The 16,410-nt window shown below is 74.5% G+C and carries 11 protein-coding genes; 6 read left to right on the top strand and 5 right to left on the bottom strand.

The window, feature by feature from the left end:
- The first annotated feature begins 16 nt into the window (after positions 1–16).
- The 5 genes from ACIRD3_RS00625 to ACIRD3_RS00605 all read left to right on the top strand — a co-directional run bounded on the left by ACIRD3_RS00625 (position 17) and on the right by ACIRD3_RS00605 (position 6,795).
- Positions 17–487, top strand: a complete 471-nt coding sequence (locus ACIRD3_RS00625) for a GreA/GreB family elongation factor (RefSeq protein ID WP_402209407.1) — start codon at positions 17–19, stop codon at positions 485–487.
- 255 nt (positions 488–742) lie between these two features.
- On the top strand, positions 743–2,227 hold the full coding sequence (locus tag ACIRD3_RS00620; RefSeq protein WP_402209404.1) for an MFS transporter: 1,485 nt from the start codon (positions 743–745) through the stop codon (positions 2,225–2,227).
- Between the two features lie 160 nt (positions 2,228–2,387).
- Positions 2,388–3,305 carry a formate dehydrogenase accessory sulfurtransferase FdhD gene (gene fdhD / locus ACIRD3_RS00615; protein ID WP_402209402.1) on the top strand — a complete coding sequence of 306 codons (918 nt, stop codon included), beginning with the start codon at positions 2,388–2,390 and terminating at the stop codon, positions 3,303–3,305.
- Entirely contained in the window at positions 3,306–4,223 is a 918-nt protein-coding gene (locus ACIRD3_RS00610) for a LysR family transcriptional regulator (protein ID WP_402209399.1), read from the top strand.
- Between the two features lie 202 nt (positions 4,224–4,425).
- Positions 4,426–6,795 (top strand): FdhF/YdeP family oxidoreductase, encoded by a 2,370-nt coding sequence (locus ACIRD3_RS00605; protein WP_402209396.1) that lies wholly within the window; start codon positions 4,426–4,428, stop codon positions 6,793–6,795.
- 102 nt (positions 6,796–6,897) lie between these two features.
- On the opposite strand, the gene ACIRD3_RS00600 is transcribed toward ACIRD3_RS00605, so the two are convergent.
- A complete protein-coding gene (locus ACIRD3_RS00600; protein WP_402209393.1) occupies positions 6,898–8,199 on the bottom strand; it encodes a YhgE/Pip domain-containing protein in 1,302 nt (433 codons plus the stop codon).
- A 234-nt stretch (positions 8,200–8,433) separates the two neighbouring features.
- Complete coding sequence (locus tag ACIRD3_RS00595; protein WP_402209391.1) at positions 8,434–8,838, bottom strand: hypothetical protein; 405 nt, start codon at positions 8,836–8,838, stop codon at positions 8,434–8,436.
- A 267-nt stretch (positions 8,839–9,105) separates the two neighbouring features.
- Here ACIRD3_RS00595 and ACIRD3_RS00590 point away from each other — a divergent pair, with 267 nt between their 5' ends.
- Positions 9,106–9,852: a TetR/AcrR family transcriptional regulator gene (locus tag ACIRD3_RS00590; RefSeq protein ID WP_402209389.1), complete on the top strand. Its 747-nt coding sequence runs from the start codon at positions 9,106–9,108 to the stop codon at positions 9,850–9,852.
- A 124-nt stretch (positions 9,853–9,976) separates the two neighbouring features.
- Here ACIRD3_RS00590 and ACIRD3_RS00585 read toward each other — a convergent pair whose 3' ends face one another.
- The 3 genes from ACIRD3_RS00585 to ACIRD3_RS00575 all read right to left on the bottom strand — a co-directional run bounded on the left by ACIRD3_RS00585 (position 9,977) and on the right by ACIRD3_RS00575 (position 16,379).
- A complete protein-coding gene (locus ACIRD3_RS00585) occupies positions 9,977–11,614 on the bottom strand; it encodes an amidohydrolase (protein ID WP_402209386.1) in 1,638 nt (545 codons plus the stop codon).
- 62 nt (positions 11,615–11,676) lie between these two features.
- Entirely contained in the window at positions 11,677–13,110 is a 1,434-nt protein-coding gene (locus tag ACIRD3_RS00580) for an APC family permease (protein ID WP_402209384.1), read from the bottom strand.
- A 299-nt stretch (positions 13,111–13,409) separates the two neighbouring features.
- Entirely contained in the window at positions 13,410–16,379 is a 2,970-nt protein-coding gene (locus ACIRD3_RS00575; protein ID WP_402209382.1) for a protein kinase, read from the bottom strand.
- Positions 16,380–16,410 lie beyond the last annotated feature (31 nt).

The following is a 16,410-nucleotide window of genomic DNA, read 5'->3' as shown; positions in this document are numbered from 1 at the left end:
CAACCCGGGAGCAGGCATGACCGGCGGTCCCGAACCCATCAGTGCCGAGGGCCTGCGCGCGGTGCAGGAGGAACTGGCGCAGCTGCGCGCGGATCGGGGGGAGGTGGCCGCGACGCTGCGCGGGGTGGAGCCGGTGGGGGACCGCGCGGACGCGGCGGACGAGTTGCAGCGGGCGTCCGAGGTGACCCGGCTGGACCGGCGGATCGCCGAGCTGGAGGGACGGCTGCGGGAGGCGTCCGTCGCCGGGGCGCCGTCGACGGAGGTGGTGGGAGTGGGGTCCACCGTCACGGTGCGGTTCGCGGACGGCGAGGAGGAGACCGTCGAGATCGCGGAGCTCGCCGAGGAGCGCGAACTGACCCTGGTGACCGCGGACAGCCCGCTCGGGAAGGCGCTGCTCGGGCGCCACGCCGGGGAGAGGGTGGACTACGAGACGCCGGGCGGCGCGACCAGCGCGGTCGTGCTGTCGGTGGGGCGGACGACGGACTAGGCCGGAATTCCCGATCCCGATCGCTCTTCCGGGAAATCCGGTCCACCCTTCGTTCCGGCATTCCACAGCCACTCCATCCGCCATTCCCCAGCCCTTTCCCCAGCCCTTTCCCCAGCCGTTCCCTTCGCCATTTCAGGAGCGTCGAAAGGCGCCGCCTATCACGTCACAGGAATGGCCTCTTTGACGCGCCGCGGCCTCGGACAACACACTGGTGGGGAGAGATCCGGGCAACCCTGAACAGGGGCCGAGCAGCACATGAGCACCATCGACGGCCCGGCCGGCGGCGACAAGAATCCCGGCGGCGAGGCCACCTCCCACGGAATCGACGACGGGGAATTCCCACGCACGCGTTCCGGCACCGCGGGCGTGGGGAATTCCCCCGGGGCACCCCCGGCCACCCCTTGGCTTCCGGCGGCGGCCGCCGTGGCCGTCGCCGCCTGGGGGGCGAACCAGTTCACCGCCCTGGCCACCGTCTACCGGGCGCGCACCGACTGGTCGGCGCTGTCGCTGGCGGCGATGTTCTCCGTCTACCTGGTCGGGCTGGTCCCCGGCCTGCTGGTGGGCCGCCCCGCCGCCGACCGGTACGGCCGTCGGCGGGTGGTGCGCGGCGCGCTGGTGCTGTCCGCCGCCGCGAGCGCCGTCCTGGCCGTACCGGACCAGCCGGCCGTGTACGCCGCCCGGCTGGCCACCGGGTTCGCCGCCGGACTGGTCTTCCTGGCCGGGGCGACCTGGCTCCGGGAGCTGTCCGGACCGTCCGTACCGCCCGCGGCCTCGGCCCGCCGCGCGATGTACGCCACCGGGGTCGGGTTCTCGGCGGGCGCACTGGCCTCGGGGGTGCTCGCCGAGTGGCTGCCGGGCCCGACGACCCTGCCCGCGCTCGCCCACGCCCTGTGCTGCCTGCTGGTCCTCCGGGCCACCCGGCACCTCGCGGAGACCGCTCCGGGCCCCCGCCCCGAGCACGCCGCGGGGCGGCGCGAGGGAGCGCGCGACGGGGTACGCGACGGGATGCCGGGCGGGCGGGGCCACGGGGTGCCGGCCGGCCAGGGCGAGGAGCACCGCGCGGCCGTCCGGCACCCCCGCTTCCGCTACGTCGTGCTGCCCGCCAGCCCCGCCGTCCTGGGCTCCGCGACCGTGGCGTACGTCGTCCTGCCCCCGCTGGTCGCCGACCGGGTGCCCGGCTTCGCGCCGCTGTTCGGCGGCCTGGTGGCGGCACTGACCCTGGCCATGGGCGTGCTCGCCCAGCCCTTCGCGGCCCGGCTGGACGACCGCGACAGCGCCCGGGCCACCCTCACCGCGATGGCCACCGTGATCGCCGGGCTGCTGGTCGGCGCCCTCGCCGCCGAGCGGGACTCGGTGGCCCTGGTGGTCGCGGCCGCCCTCGTCCTCGGCACCGGGTACGGGCTGACGCTCGGCGCGGGCCTGCACGAGGTGGAACGGCTGACCCGCACGCCCACCGGCCCCGCCCGCACCACCACCGGCCCGAACACCCGTACCGGCCCGAGCACCACCACCGGCCCGAGCGCCGCCTCGCTCTACCAGAGCACCACCTCCACCGGCTTCCTCACCCCGCTGCTGCTCGCCGGCACGGCCGGCCACGCCTCCTACCCGGTGCTGCTCACCGGCATGGCCGCGGTGGGCCTGTGCTGCCTGGGCGTCACGGCCGCGCACAGCCGCCGTCACCTGCCCGAACCGGACCGCGCGGCGCACCCGGCCACCGGACGAGCGAGGATTCATCCGTAGAGTCCGCGACGACGCCGTAGACGACGCCATAGACGACGTCGTCCACGACACGGCGCGCACCGCGGTCCGCACACCGCAGTCCGCAGTCCGCAGTCCGCAGTCCGCAGTCCGCAGTCCGCAGTCCGCAGTCCGCCACGATCCCGCCGAGGAGCCGACCACCATGGGCCGAGTGACCGTTCCACGCAGAGTGCTGCGCCTGCGCCAGGGCACGCCCTCGTACCGCCCCGACACCCTGGCCGCGGAGGAGCCGATGGAGATCCGGGTCGGCGGACGCCCGCTGACGGTGACCATGCGCACCCCGGGCAACGACTTCGACCTGGCGGCCGGCTTCCTGGTCAGCGAGGGCGTGCTGCACGCCGCCCACCAGGTGGCGGGCATCCGCTACTGCGCGGGCGCCACCGCCGACGGCGGCAACACCTACAACGTCGTCGACGTCGTCCTCGCCCCCGGTGTGCCCGCGCCGGACGCCTCGCTGGAGCGCAACTTCTACACCACCTCCTCCTGCGGCCTGTGCGGCAAGGCCAGCCTGGACGCGGTGCGCACCACCGCGCCCTGGAGCGTCGCCGAGGACGGGCTGCGCGTCACCCCCGGACTGCTGTCCGCCCTGCCCGACCGGCTGCGTGCCGCCCAGAAGGTCTTCGACAGCACCGGCGGCCTGCACGCCGCGGGCCTGTTCGACGCGGACGGCCGGCTGCTCTGCCTGCGCGAGGACGTCGGCCGGCACAACGCCGTGGACAAGGTGGTCGGCCACGCCCTGCGCGAGGGCCTGTTGCCGGCCCGCGGCACGGTGCTGATGGTCAGCGGCCGGGCCTCCTTCGAGCTGGTCCAGAAGGCCGTGATGGCGGGCGTCCCGGTGCTCGCGGCGGTCTCCGCACCCTCGTCGCTGGCGGTGGACCTGGCCGAGGAGACCGGCCTGACCCTGGTCGGATTCCTGCGCGGCGACTCGATGAACGTCTACACCCGCACCGACCGCATCGACACGGAACCGGCCGGCCGGGAGACGGCCGACCGGGCCGCGCCCACCCTGGACGCCCCCGCCCCCGCCCCCTCCCCCACTCCCGCCCGACGGACCGAGTAGATGCAGTTCCGCCAGCTCGAATACCTCGTCGCCCTCGCCCGGGAACGCCACTTCGCCCGCGCCGCCCAGGTCTGCCACGTCTCCCAGCCCGCCCTCTCGGAGGCCGTCCGCAAGCTGGAGGACGAGCTGAAGGTGCTGCTGGTCCGGCGCGGCCGCGCCTACGAGGGCCTGACGCCCGAGGGTGAGCGGATCGTGCGGTGGGCGCAGCGCATCCTGGCCGACCGGGACGCCCTGCGGGACGAGGTGGACGCGCTGCGGACCGGTCTGAGCGGACGGCTGCGGATCGGCTCGGTGCCGACCGCCTCGGGCGCGGTGCCACTGCTCACCGGGCCGCTGTGCGCCGCGCACCCGTTGGTCACCGTGGAGCTGTCCACCAACCTGCGCTTCGAGGAACTCCTGCGTCAGGTGCGGAACTTCGAGATCGACGCGGGCATCACCTACCTGCCCGGGCCGGACGCCGGCGACCTGCGCACGTTTCCGCTGTACGAGGAGCGGTACGTCCTGCTGACCAGCCTCGCCGACGAGCCGGCCCGCCACCCGGGGGCGACCTGGGCGGAGGCGTCCCGGCTGCCGCTGTGCCTGCTGCACGCGGGCATGCAGGGCCGGCGGGTGCTGGACGAGGTGTTCGCGGGTCTCGGGCTGGCGCCGACGCCGAGGGTCGAGACGGATTCGGTGGCCTCGCTCTTCGCCCACGTGCGGACCGGGCACTGGGCGAGCATCGTGCCGTACGCGTGGCTGCACGTGTTCGGGGTCCCGCGCGGGATGCGGGCCGTACCGCTGGTGGAGCCGGCGCACAGCGCCCCGATCGGGCTGGTGACCGCCGCCCGGGAGCCGGGCTCGGTGATGGCCCGCGCGCTGCTGGAGGTCGCCCGGCGCACCGACCTCGCCGCCGCCCTCGGCGGCCTTCCGGTGGGGTAGCCACGCCCGGGCCGCCGCGGCAGGGCCCGCCCGGCTCCGGGCCGCCGGACGGGCGGGCACCTCGACGGGCGGGCACCTCGACGCGCGGGCAGCTCGACGGGCGGGGCCCGACCGGCGGACGTAGCCTCGACCCAACGCCGGGTGTCCGCCGGGCTCCGTACTCCCCGCCGAGCCCCGCCCCGGGCGACGGAAGGCGAGCCCCGTGACCACCTCCGACGACGCCGCGACCCCCACCGACGCCGAACCGACCGCCACCGGCACCCCCACGCCCGCCCCGGCCGACGGGCCCGGGCGCGAACCGGAGGTCGGCCCCTCCCCCGCCGGGGCGCCGCGGTTCCGGCCGTACCACCACCCCGCCGCGGGCTGGGGCGCGGCCAAGAGCGTGACCCGCTTCCTGGCCCGCGAGGGCGCGTACCTGGACGGGCCGCGGGCGGTCATGCGGATGAACCACGAGGACGGCGGCTTCGACTGCCCCGGCTGCGCCTGGCCCGACGACACCAAGGGCCTGCACCTGGACATCTGCGAGAACGGCATCAAGCACGTCACCTGGGAGATGACCCGCAAGCGGGTCGGCCGCGAGTTCTTCGCCGCCCACTCGGTGACCGAGCTGTCCGACTGGAGCGACTTCGCGCTGGAGGACCAGGGCCGGCTCACCGAGCCGATGGTCTACGACGCCGCCACCGACCACTACGTGCCGATCTCCTGGAAGGACGCCTTCGCGCTGGTCGGCCGGACGCTGCGCGGACTGGACGACCCGAACCGGGCCGCGTTCTACACCTCCGGCCGGCTCGGCAACGAGGCGACCTTCCTCTACCAGCTGATGGCCCGCGAGCTGGGCACCAACAACCTGCCCGACTGCTCCAACATGTGCCACGAGGCGAGCGGCCGGGCCCTGCAGGCCTCGCTCGGCACCGGCAAGGGCACGGTCGACCTCAAGGACTGGGAGGTCACCGACGCGCTGTTCATCCTGGGCGTCAACGCGGCCTCCAACGCGCCCCGGATGCTCACCTCGCTCGCCGAGGCGTACCGGCGCGGCGCGCAGATCGTGCACGTCAACCCGCTGGTCGAGGCGGCGGCGACCCGGACGATCATCCCGCACGACTTCACCGACATGGCGCTGGCGAAGTCCACCCGCACCAGCACGCTGAACCTCCAGCCGAGGATCGGCGGCGACATGGCGCTGCTGCGCGGCATGGCGAAGGCCGTCCTGGAGCAGTCCGCGACCGACGACGGGGCGCTGGACCGGCTGTTCGTCGACCGCCACACCACCGGGTTCGAGGCCTACCGGGACGTCTGCGCGGCCACCCCGTGGGCGGAGATCGAGCGCCAGAGCGGCCTCGACCGGGCGGACATCCTCAAGGCCGCGCGGATCTACCGCGACGCCGACCGCTCGATCTTCAGCTGGTGCCTGGGCGTCACGCAGCACGAGCACGGCGTGGACACCGTCCGGGAGATCGTCAACCTCCTGCTGCTGCGCGGCAACCTGGGCCGGGAGGGCGCCGGCCCCTCCCCCGTGCGCGGGCACAGCAACGTCCAGGGCAACCGCACCTGCGGCATCGACCACCGGCCCGCCGCGGAGTTCCTGGACCGGCTCGCCGAGGTGTGCGGGATCGAGCCGCCGCGCGCGCACGGGCTGGACACCGTCGGCACCATCGAGGCGATGCGGCGCGGCGAGGTCACCGTCTTCGTCGGCATGGGCGGCAACTTCGCGCTGGCCGCCCCGGACTCGCCCTACACCTACGAGGCCCTGCGTGCCTGCGAGCTGACCGTCCAGGTGAGCACCAAGCTCAACCGCAGCCACCTGGTGCACGGCCGCGCGGCGCTGATCCTGCCGTGCCTGGGCCGCACCGAGAAGGACCACCAGCGCGCCGGGGTGCAGTCCACCTCGGTCGAGGACTCCATGAGCATGGTTCACCTCTCCACCGGCATGAAGAAACCCGCCTCGTCACACCTGCTCTCCGAACCCGCGATCATCGCCGGGATGGCCCGCGCGGCGCTGCCGGACAGCCCCACCCCCTGGGAGTGGTACATCGAGGACTACGACCGGATCCGCGACACCATGGCCCGGGTCCTGGACGGCTTCGAGGACTTCAACCGGCGGGTGCGGCTGCCGCTGGGCTTCCGGATCAAGCAGCCGGCCCGCGAACTGGTCTTCCTGACCGACTCCGGGAAGGCCGAGTTCTCCACCGCCCCGCTGCCCGACGTCGTCCCCGAGCCGGGCACCCTGGCGCTCGGCACGATGCGCTCGCACGACCAGTGGAACACCACCATCTACTCGGACGACGACCGCTACCGGGGCATCAGGAACCTGCGCACCCTGGTCTTCCTGAACAAGGACGACATGCGCGAGCGCGGCATCTCCGAGTTCGACCGGGTGGACGTCACCAGCACCGCCCGGGACGGCAGCACCCGCTCGGTGACCGGCTACCTGGCCGTCCCGTACGACATCCCGCGCGGCTGCGCGGCCGGGTACATGCCGGAGCTGAACGTGCTCTGCGCGATCGGCGACTACAGCACGCAGAGCGACCAGCCGATCATGAAGCACCTCAGGGTGACCGTGACCAAGGCATGAGAGTCGCTCATGCATGAGCGACTCCCATGCCATGAAGAGCCCTCATGCCATGAAGAAGCCTCATGGCACGAGGAGACCTCATGCCATGAGCAACTCTCATGCTCAGTCCGTCGGCTGGGGTGTCCAGCGGTGCAGACCCTTGCGGTCGTAGTAGCGGGTCATCGCGAAGCCGAACGCCAGGGCCAGCGTCGCACCGATCGCGATCATGACCCAGCCGCGGGCCAGCCCGGCATCGCCCCGGGCGTCGAAGTAGAGGATCGCCCGGATGCCGTCGCTGAGCTGGCGCATCGGCTCGAAGACGCTCAGGAAGCGGTAGAAGCCGGGCACCGCCTGCAGGGGGACGGTCGCGCCGGAGGAGGGCAGCGCGAGCGCGATGAAGACGAACATCGACACCAGCTGCCCGATCCCGCCGAAGGCGGCGTTGATCGCCTGCACCCCGAGGCCGACGGCGAGGCTGGCGCAGTAGGTGAAGAGCCAGAGCATCGCCTGGTGCGGGGCGTCCATGCCGAGGATGCCGACCGTGCCGAGCATCACCAGGGAGGTGGTGAGCAGCATGATCCCGGCCGTCATGATCATCTTCAGCAGGAGGGTCTGGGTGCGGTTGATCGGGACGGTCGGGCGGCGGGTGTGCCAGGGGCCGATCTCGCTGTCGCTGTAGCCGAGCGCGCCGTCGACGCCGTTGTGGATGATGTTTCCGCCGATGAAGCCGGTCAGGACGGCCAGCAGGCTGAAGTAGAAGGCGCTCAGGCCCAGGCCGCTGTGGCTGCCGATCGGGTGGCCGACCTGGGTGAGGACGGCGATCGGGTCGGCGAGCAGCAGCCGTGCGGTGGCGCCGGTGTCCGGGCCGGGGGTGGTCCCGGCCGGGACGGCGGCCAGCAGCTGCCGGCCGGCCGCCTGGGAGGCCTGGCGAACGGCGTTCTGGGAGATCTGCGCGGCCAGCGAGGAGCCGAGGCTGCCCAGGCCGGGGTTGGTCAGCACGGTCACGGTCGGCCGTTCGGTGGCCCCGCCGGTGGCCAGCGCGGTGACGGAGGCGGTGAAGTCCTTGGGGACGAGCAGCGCCCCGTAGACCTTGCCGGAGGCGAGCTGTTCGCGCAGCCCGGCCTCGTCCACCTGCCGCCAGTCCACGGTGCTGTCGGGCGTGCCGGCCACGATCGCGCCGGTCAGCTGCGTGCCGAGGTTCGCCGGCTGCCCGGGCGGCGGCGCGCCCTGATCCGCGTTCACCAACGCGATGGGCAGCCGGTGCAGGTGCCCGTTCGGGTTGACGATGCCGCCCATGTAGAGCAGTGAGAGCACCACGGCCAGCAGACCGCACAGCACGCTCGGGAACAGCCACAGCTTCGGATTGCGCGCGAGGACCAGCGCCCGCGCCTGTCGGGGAGCCTCCGGGGAACCTTCGGTCGCCATGCCACCCCTCGGTTCGGGCACAAGCCGGTGCCGCTGCCGCTACGGCGGGAAGTCGTTCCGTGGCAGCCCCCCGCCCAAACCCGCCTCACCCACCCGGCCCCACCGGGCCCCACCGGGCCCCACCCGACCCTCAGCGCGCCGCCCCCGCCCCCTGGGGCCCGACCCCGCCCGGCCCACCGCGCATCCGCCCCGGGCCCGGGCCGACTCCGCGCCGGACGGGGCCCCGGCCCCCGCTCAGCGCACGTCGACGGTGAAGTGGCGCTCGTCCTGGTCGGTGCCGCCCGACCCGGAGGCGGAGTGGTGGGGGTTGTGCAGGGTGATGGCGGCGCGGCCCGGGGTGGGGCCGGCGCGGAGGACGAAGTAGTAGCGGCCGCCGGAGCCCGCCGAGCCGGTGGCTCCGACCAGGTCCGTGAGGCCGAAGTTCTTGACGTACCGGTCCCCGGTCGCGTCGCCGACCACCGTCGCCGCCGACTCCAGCCAGCCGCGCGCCACCGCGGCGGCCGGGCCCGGCAGCGGTTCGGGCAGCGCGGCCGCGTAGCGGGTACCGCCGGAGCGGACCACCTCGCCGAGGAAGACCAGGGCGCGCGGCAGGACGCCCAGCCGGTCGACGGTGATCGCGGTCCCCCGATACCCCGTCATACAGTCCGAAGATCGCCGGACGGCATACCGGCAGCTGCGCCCCCCTCCCGGCCCCGAACACCGGCCTGCACGGGCGGTCGCACAAGCCGCCCGAACCGCGCGAAGCGCTCACGGGATCCCTGCACCCCCGGCGGAACCGTCCTGTTCGGTCAGGGGTCACGAGCGACGGGGGCGGCGGACCGGCACCGCCGGCCGCGCCGGGTGGTCCGAACACTCCCCGACGCGACCCCTTCTCCACGTCAACCCCGTTGTCCTAGCCTGGCGGGCATGACCGACCGCGTAGTGCCCGAGCCGCAGCGGAGGCGGCGGCGCCCGACCAAGCAGGGCGTGGTCCTCTCCGCCGAGCTGATCGTCGACACCGCCCTGCGGCTGATCGGGCAGCACGGCGCCGAGGCGCTCACCGTACGGCGGCTCGGGGCCGCGCTCGGCGCCGACCCGAGCGCGGTCTACCGCTACTTCCACAGCACCGACGACCTGCTGCTCGCGATCGCCGATGAGCTCATCGGCCGCGCCCAGCAGGGCCGGCGGTGCACCGGCGACTGGCGGGCCGACCTGCGGGAGATCGGGCTGCGCATCCACGCCGCCTACCAGGCCCACCCGCAGGCCGCCCTGCTCGCCGCCCACCGCACCACCGGGCGCACCCACGAGACCGCCGCCGTCGAGGCGATCCTCGGCATCCTGCGTACGGCCGGCTTCCCGGACCCGGAGGCCGTCCGCATCTACCACGCCTTCGTCGACCAGAGCCTCGGCTTCGCCGCCCTGGACGCCGCCGCCCTCGCCCTCCCGGGCCCCGCGGCGTCCGCCGACCGGGCGGTCTGGCAGGCCTCCTACGCCCGCCTCGACGCCGCCACCCACCCGCACATCGCCGCCACCGCCGACCTCCTCACCGCCGACATGCGCCGCAGCGGCTACCCGTACGCCCTGGACCTCCTCCTCGACGCGGCGGAGGCCCGCTTGCGGGCGGTGGGCGGGGACGGCGGGAACGGGAGCGGGAACGGGAGCCGCGAGGACTGAACCGCCCCCGCCTGCGGACGGGGACGGCGGCGGGAGCGGGACCGGGAGCGGGCACGGGGGCGGCGTGAACCGAGCCGTCCCGGCCGGCGCTCGCCCCCGCCCTCGCCCGCCCCCGCCCCCCGGATCAGTCCGCCGCGTGCACCAACTCCCCGCCCACGTACGTCCGCAGCACCCGGGCCAGGGCGATCCCCTCCGGCGGCCCGGTGAGGATGTCCCGGTCGAGCACGACCAGGTCGGCGAGGTGACCCACCGCCAGCACTCCCGCGTCGTCGTGCCCGTTCACGTGCGCCGACCCGGCCGTGTACGCGGCGATCGCGGAGCCCAGGTCGAGCCGCTGCTCGGGCAGGAAGACCCGCCCGTCGGTGGCCTCCGGCTCCATCCGGTTGACCGCCACGTGCAGGCCCGCCAGCGGGTCGGGGCTGCTGACCGGCCAGTCACTGCCCGCCGCCAGGGTGGCGCCCGCCCGCTGCAGGGCGCCGAACGGGTACTGCCAGGCGGCGCGTTCGGGGCCGAGGAAGGGGATGGTGAGCTCGTCCATCTGCGGTTCGTGGGCGGCCCAGAGCGGCTGGATGTTGGCGATCGCGCCGAGCCGCGCGAAGCGGGCCAGGTCGTCCGGGTGGACCACCTGGAGGTGGGCCAGGTGGTGCCGGGCGCCGCGCCGTCCGTTGGCGGCGCGGGCGGCCTCGACGGCGTCCAGCGCCTCGCGGACGGCCCGGTCGCCGAGCGCGTGGAAGTGCACCTGGAAGCCGAGCGCGTCCAGTTCGGTGACGTAGCCGCGCAACGCCGTCGGATCGACGAAGCTGAGGCCGGAGTTGGCGGTGGCGCAGCCGCAGCCGTCCAGGTAGGGGCTGGTCATCGCGGCGGTGAAGTTCTCGGCGATGCCGTCCTGCATGATCTTCACCGAGCCGGCCCGGAACCGCCCGTGGCTCAACTCCTCGCGCCGCCGGACCAGTTCGGGGATCTGCTCGGCGCCCCGGTCGCGCTGCCACCAGAGCGCGCCGGTCACCCGGGCGGTCAGCGCGCCGGAGCGCGCCGCGGCCAGGTAGGCGTCGGACGGGTCCGGCTGGCCGTTGAACTCGCCGAGCAGCGCGTCCTGCCAGCCGGTGATGCCGAGCGAGTGCAGCAGCCGCTGGGCGCGCAGCAGCCCGTCCAGCCGGTCGGCGGCGGTGGAGGGCGGCAGGAGGCGCGCGACGAGTGCGGTGGCGCCCTCCTGGAGCGTGCCGCTCGGGGTGCCGTCGGCCTCGCGCTCGATCCGCCCGTCGGCCGGGTCGGGGGTGTCCCGGGTGAGGCCGGCGAGTGCCAGCGCCCGGGTGTTGGCCCAGGCGCCGTGGTGGTCCCGGTTGGTCAGGTAGACCGGGCGGTCGGGGACGACGGAGTCGAGCAGCTGCCGGGTGGGCAGGCCGCCGTCGAAGCTCTCCATCGACCATCCGCTGCCGGTGATCCACTCCTGCCCGGGGTTCGCCTCCGCGTACGCCCGGATCCGCTCCAGGTAGTCGGCGACGCCGACCGTCCCGGTGAGGTCGCAGACCGCCAACTCCGTTCCGCCGAAAACCGCGTGGATGTGCGCGTCCTGGAACCCGGGCAGCAGCAGCTTGCCGGTGAGGTCCACGACCTCCGTCCCCGGCCCGATCAACTCCCGTACCTCGTCGTGTCCGACGGCGGCGATGCGCTCGCCGACGACCGCCAGGCTGCTCGCCCGGGTGCGGGCGGCGTCGCCGGTGTGGACGGGTCCGCGGGTGAAGACCAGATCGGCCTCGGTCATGGGTGGTGCTCCGTTCTGTTCTGGTGAACCGCTAGGCACGGCAAGGACGTTGATCCCTCTCCTCAGTCGTCCACGTCGCGGCCCTCCTCTCCCAGGAAGTACGGCGCGCGCCGCCGCCAGCGGGCCCAGGCCGCCGACGGCAGCCCGGTGACGATCATCAGCGTCACCACGGTCAGCTCGAACCACCCGTTGTCGGCGGAGAGTTCGAAGTGGTCGGCGGAGTCGTAGAAGTCCCAGACCAGGTAGCCGCCGACGGCGAGCAGTGCCGCCGCGCCCAGCAGCGGCCCGACCACGGCGCGCAGCCCCTGCGCCAGGTCGGTGCGCAGCAGCCCGCGGAACCGTACGGCGGCGGCGATCGCGGTCAGGGCGTAGTAGAGCGCGACGATGATGCCGATCGCGTTGACCGCGGCCGAGATCAGGTCGTTGACGGTCGGGATGGCGATCGAGGCCAGCGCCAGCGCGACGGCGATGCCGGTGATCAGCAGGGTGCCGACGGCGGGTGTGGCGTGCCGGGGGTGCAGCCGGGTCCAGACCGGGCCGAGCACCCGGTCGCGTCCCATCGCGTACGTCCCGCGGGCGGTCGGGATCACCGAGGACTGCAGCGAGGCCACCGCGGAGAACATCAGCGCGATCAACGGCAGTGCGGCGAGCGGCTGGTGGGCGAGCCTGGTGCCGAAGTAGGTCAGCCCGTGCGCGCCGTTGTCGGCCAACTCGTCGATCGGCAGCACCCGTTGGAAGGCGGTGCCGGCGAGCAGGAACAGCAGCAGCATCACCACCAGGGCGATCACGCCGCCCCGGGAGGCGTCGCGCGGGTCGCGCACCTCCTCGCCGACGCTGAACACCGATTCGAAGCCCCAGTAGCAGAACACCGCCAGCACCATGCCCTGCGCGAGGGCGTCGAAGGAGGGGATGTCGAAGGGGTTGAACCACTGGAGCGAGAACGGCTGGTCGCCGGCGAACAGCCCGTACCCGCAGAAGCCCAGCAGCACCACGTACTCGAACACCAGCAGCGCCTTCTGCAGCCGGGCCGCCAGGTCCAGCCCGCGCACCGCGACCAGCGCGGCGCCGACCAGGACCACCAGGCCGATCAGGGTGCACTGGACCGTCGCGTCGGCGTCCAGCCGCAGTCCGGCCACGCTGCGCACGTGCGCCTCGTCGAGCAGCTGGACGATCGACGAGCCGGTGACGGTCGTGGTGTACGCCATGAACACCACCGTGCCGACCGTGTTCACCCACCCGGTGAGGAAGCCCAGCCACGGGCTGAGCGTGCGCCCGACCCACCGGTAACTGCTGCCGGCGTCCGGCTCCACGGCGTTCAGCCGCCCGTAGCCGCCCGCGATCGCGAGCACCGGCAGGAACGCCAGCAGCATGATCGCCGGCAGGTGCAGCCCGACCACCCCGGCCATCAGGCCCAGGCCGATCCCGATGCTGCTGGTGGCGGCCGTGCTCGATGCCGCGATCGCCACGCCGTCCAGCAGCCCGATCGACTTCCGCATGCCGCCGCCGGTCCCGCTCGCGTTCGCTCTCGGACCGCTGCCCGTGTCCTTCACCGTCGATGCCAACGGATCACCGCCTTGGTCGTGGGGGTGCACATGTGGGGGAACGCCCGCGCCGAAGTGCCGGGCACGGGCGGGAAGTGCGAGCCATGAAACCGGCGCCCCCGCCACACGTCAATGCCGTTGTCATAAGAGCGCGCAGGCCTCGCGCGCACGGCCTCCCGCGCGCAGCCTCGCCCGCCCGGCTTCCCCGGCTCGTCCCCTCCGGTGCGTGGCCGCGGGGCGGCGGACCGGCTCCGTCACTCGAAGATGGCGCGTCCCCAGCTGCGCAGGCGCTCCAGCCGCGTCGTCACCCGGTATCCCGCGACCGCCACCGGGTGCTCGGCCGTCACCCGCGCGGCCGCCTTTCCGCCGCTCTCCACGCCGTTCTCCGCCGCCCAGCGGTACCAGGCGACGGCGTCCCCGTACGCTCCGCGCCGCTCGAACAGCCGGGCCCCCTCCAGCATCGCCTCGGTGTCGCCGGCCTCGGCGGCCCGTGTCAGCCACGACAGCGCGGCCTCGACGTGCTCCTCCGTCCCCGCCTTCAACTGGACCCGCGCGACGTCCCGCATCGCCCGGGTGCTGCCCGCCTCGGCGGCCCGCAGCCGCCAGGCGAGGGAGTTCGCGGTGTCCAGCCCCACCAGGGTGAACATCGCCTCGACGTCCCCGGCCTCGGCCAGCTCGGCGTACTTCCGCACGGCCTGCTTCTGGAACGGCTTGCGGTCGACGGGACGCTTGTGCTGGTCGCGCAGGACGAGGTAGAGCCGGGCGATGTCCCGTTTGACGGTGAGGTCGCCGAGCCGTTCGGCCCGGAGCAGGGACTGCAGGGCGTCGGACGGACGGCCGGCCCGCTCGTGCGCCGCCGCCGCGGCCCGCAAGGTCGCGGGGGTGATCCGCACCCCCGCGTCCGGCTCGGTCGGCGTCGGCACCGCCCGCCCCGCGGCCGCCTTCGCGGTCTGCTTGACCGGCTCAGGCTTGACGGCTGCCCCCTTCGCGGCCTGCTTGACCGACACGGGCGGCGGTGCGGCGGCGTCCACCGCCGACAGCTCCGCGCGGAGGCGGTCCGCCTCTGCAGCGGCCTTGGGGTGCCGCTTCTCCGCGGCCCGTTGGTACCACTCCAGCGCCTCCTGACGCTGGCCCATGCCTTCCAGGATCTCCGCCGCCTCCGTCATCGCGAACAGGTGTCCCTGGGCGGCGGCCTGGCGGAAGTGGAGCAACGCCACCGGAACGTTGCCCTGGTGCTTGAGCGAACGCCCGAGCCCGAACATCCCGTCGGCGCTTCCGGCGGCCGCAGCCCGGCGGAACCACCCAACGGCCTCCGCCTGCTTCCCGGGTTCCTTGGCCAGCCACTGGGCCGTCACCACCATGGCGTGGACGTGCCCGGCCTCCGCGGCACGCCGGTACCAGGCGAGGCCCTCCTGTGCGCGCTTCTCCCCCATGTGCCAACTCGCCAGCGCGAGCATGGACTTGACGTCGCCTTCACGGGCGGCGCCCTCGTGCCTGCGGATCAGCGCCGCGTCCTCGTCCTCGGGCTCGGGCCCGGGCTCGGACGCCGGCTCGGGGGTCGGCTCGGGCGCGGGCTCCGGCTTGCGGAGCCGGTCCAGCTCGGCGCGCACGCGCGCCACTGCCTCGGGCGCCTTCTGGTGGTGACGCGCGGCGGCCTGCTCGTACCAGTCGAGGGCCTCGGCCAGGCCGCCCGGGCTCCCCTCCAGCAGCGCGCCCAGGCGCATCATCGCGTAGATCTCCCCGGCTCCGGCCGCCTGGCGGTAGAGGGCGGGAAGGCGCTCCGACGCCTCGGGGAAGCGCCGCTCGATCAGCAGCGCCGCCTCCAGCGCGCCGGTCGGATTGCCCGCTTCCGCCGCTCGGAGCGACCAGGACAGCGCTTGCGGCCAGTCCTGGACGGCCCGGTACGCGACGGCCACCTCGCGCATGGCAGCGGGGTCCCCGGCCTCCGCGGCGGCCCGGTACCGGGCACCGGGCAGGCCCTTGGCCGCCTTGGCGGCCCCGGCCTTCGGTGCGGACGCGGCCCCGGCCTTCGGTGCGGACGCGGACGCGGGCACGGGCGCTGGTGCGGCCGCTGGCACGGGCACGGGCACGGACGCCGACGGGGGCGGCGCCTGCTGCCCGGCCTGCGGCGAGTCCTGCGCGACCGGACGGCCCTTCGGCGGCGGCTGGGTCGTCGCCTCGTGGACCGACCGCGCGGGTACCGCGGGCGGGAGGTCGCCCCCCTCGGCCGGCCGTCTGGGCGGCGCGGTGGTCACGAGGGCGGCGGCGCGTCCGGGCTCGGGGCGGTCCGACGGCGGCGGGCCGGGGCGCCGCTCCCGCATCGGCTCTTCGAGGTCCACGGCGAGGTCCGACAGTCCGGCGATCACGCTCCGCAGGCCCGGCGGCAGCCACTCCTCCTCCTTCGGGGAGACGCTCGGCGGCAGCATCCCGGCGAGTTCCACGGGCGTGGGCCGGTTCTCCGGCACGGGGTCCAGGCAGGGCAGGACGATCCGCTTCATGACGGCCGACAGCCCGCCCAGCCGGTGGCGTCCGTCCAGGATGCCCGACTGGATCTGGGCCACCGAGCCGGGCCCGAACGGATGCCGGTTCAGTCCCGCGTAGGCCAGCACCACGCCGAGCGCGAAGACGTCGCTGGCCGGCCCGGCCGGATCGTCCCGGAGCTGCTCGGGCGAGGAGAAGGTGGCGGTGCGGGGCGCGACGCCGGAGCCGGTCAGCGTGATGCCGTCGGGGGCGAGGTTCCGGGCGATCCCGAAGTCGATGACGTACGGGCCGTCGCCGGCCAGCAGGATGTTCGCCAGCTTGAGGTCGCGGTGCACCAGCTCCGCCGCGTGGATGCTGCGCAGCGCGTCGGCCAGACCGGTCGCCAGCACTCGCCAGGTCCGCTGGGGCAACGGCGTCCCGCAGTGGTCGAGCGCCTCCGCCAGGTCGACGCCGCGGATGTAGCGGGCGGCGATCCAGGGCCTGGCGGCCTGGGTGTCGGCGTCCACCACCTGGGCGGTGTAGGGGCTGTCGACCGCGCTGACCATCTCGACCTCGTGCGCGAACCGGCGGCGGAAGCCCACCGGGTCGGCGGCCAGGTGCTCGGGCAGGATCGTCTTGAGCGCCACCCCGCGGCCGAACGGGCGCCGGGCGAAGTAGACGCTCCCCCAGCCGCCCCGGCCCAGCAGGGCGAACAGCCGGTACGGACCGATCATCTCGGGATCGTCGTCCCGCAGTGGCTCCAACTCGACTCCCTCACCGATCCACCGGCCATCC

The organism is Kitasatospora sp. NPDC093550 (assembly GCF_044764985.1).
GTDB lineage: Bacteria > Actinomycetota > Actinomycetes > Streptomycetales > Streptomycetaceae > Kitasatospora.
This window is presented reverse-complemented; position numbering and strand designations above follow the sequence as displayed.

Bases quoted from the DNA above. Each gene is read 5' to 3' on its own strand.
- ACIRD3_RS00595 (WP_402209391.1), bottom strand. From the start codon at position 8,838: ATGACGGGGTATCGGGGGACCGCGATCACCGTCGACCGGCTGGGCGTC.
- fdhD (WP_402209402.1), top strand. From the start codon at position 2,388: ATGGGCCGAGTGACCGTTCCACGCAGAGTGCTGCGCCTGCGCCAGGGC.
- ACIRD3_RS00600 (WP_402209393.1), bottom strand. From the start codon at position 8,199: ATGGCGACCGAAGGTTCCCCGGAGGCTCCCCGACAGGCGCGGGCGCTG.
- ACIRD3_RS00620 (WP_402209404.1), top strand. From the start codon at position 743: ATGAGCACCATCGACGGCCCGGCCGGCGGCGACAAGAATCCCGGCGGC.
- ACIRD3_RS00580 (WP_402209384.1), bottom strand. From the start codon at position 13,110: ATGCGGAAGTCGATCGGGCTGCTGGACGGCGTGGCGATCGCGGCATCG.
- ACIRD3_RS00625 (WP_402209407.1), top strand. From the start codon at position 17: ATGACCGGCGGTCCCGAACCCATCAGTGCCGAGGGCCTGCGCGCGGTG.
- ACIRD3_RS00610 (WP_402209399.1), top strand. From the start codon at position 3,306: ATGCAGTTCCGCCAGCTCGAATACCTCGTCGCCCTCGCCCGGGAACGC.
- ACIRD3_RS00585 (WP_402209386.1), bottom strand. From the start codon at position 11,614: ATGACCGAGGCCGATCTGGTCTTCACCCGCGGACCCGTCCACACCGGC.
- ACIRD3_RS00590 (WP_402209389.1), top strand. From the start codon at position 9,106: ATGACCGACCGCGTAGTGCCCGAGCCGCAGCGGAGGCGGCGGCGCCCG.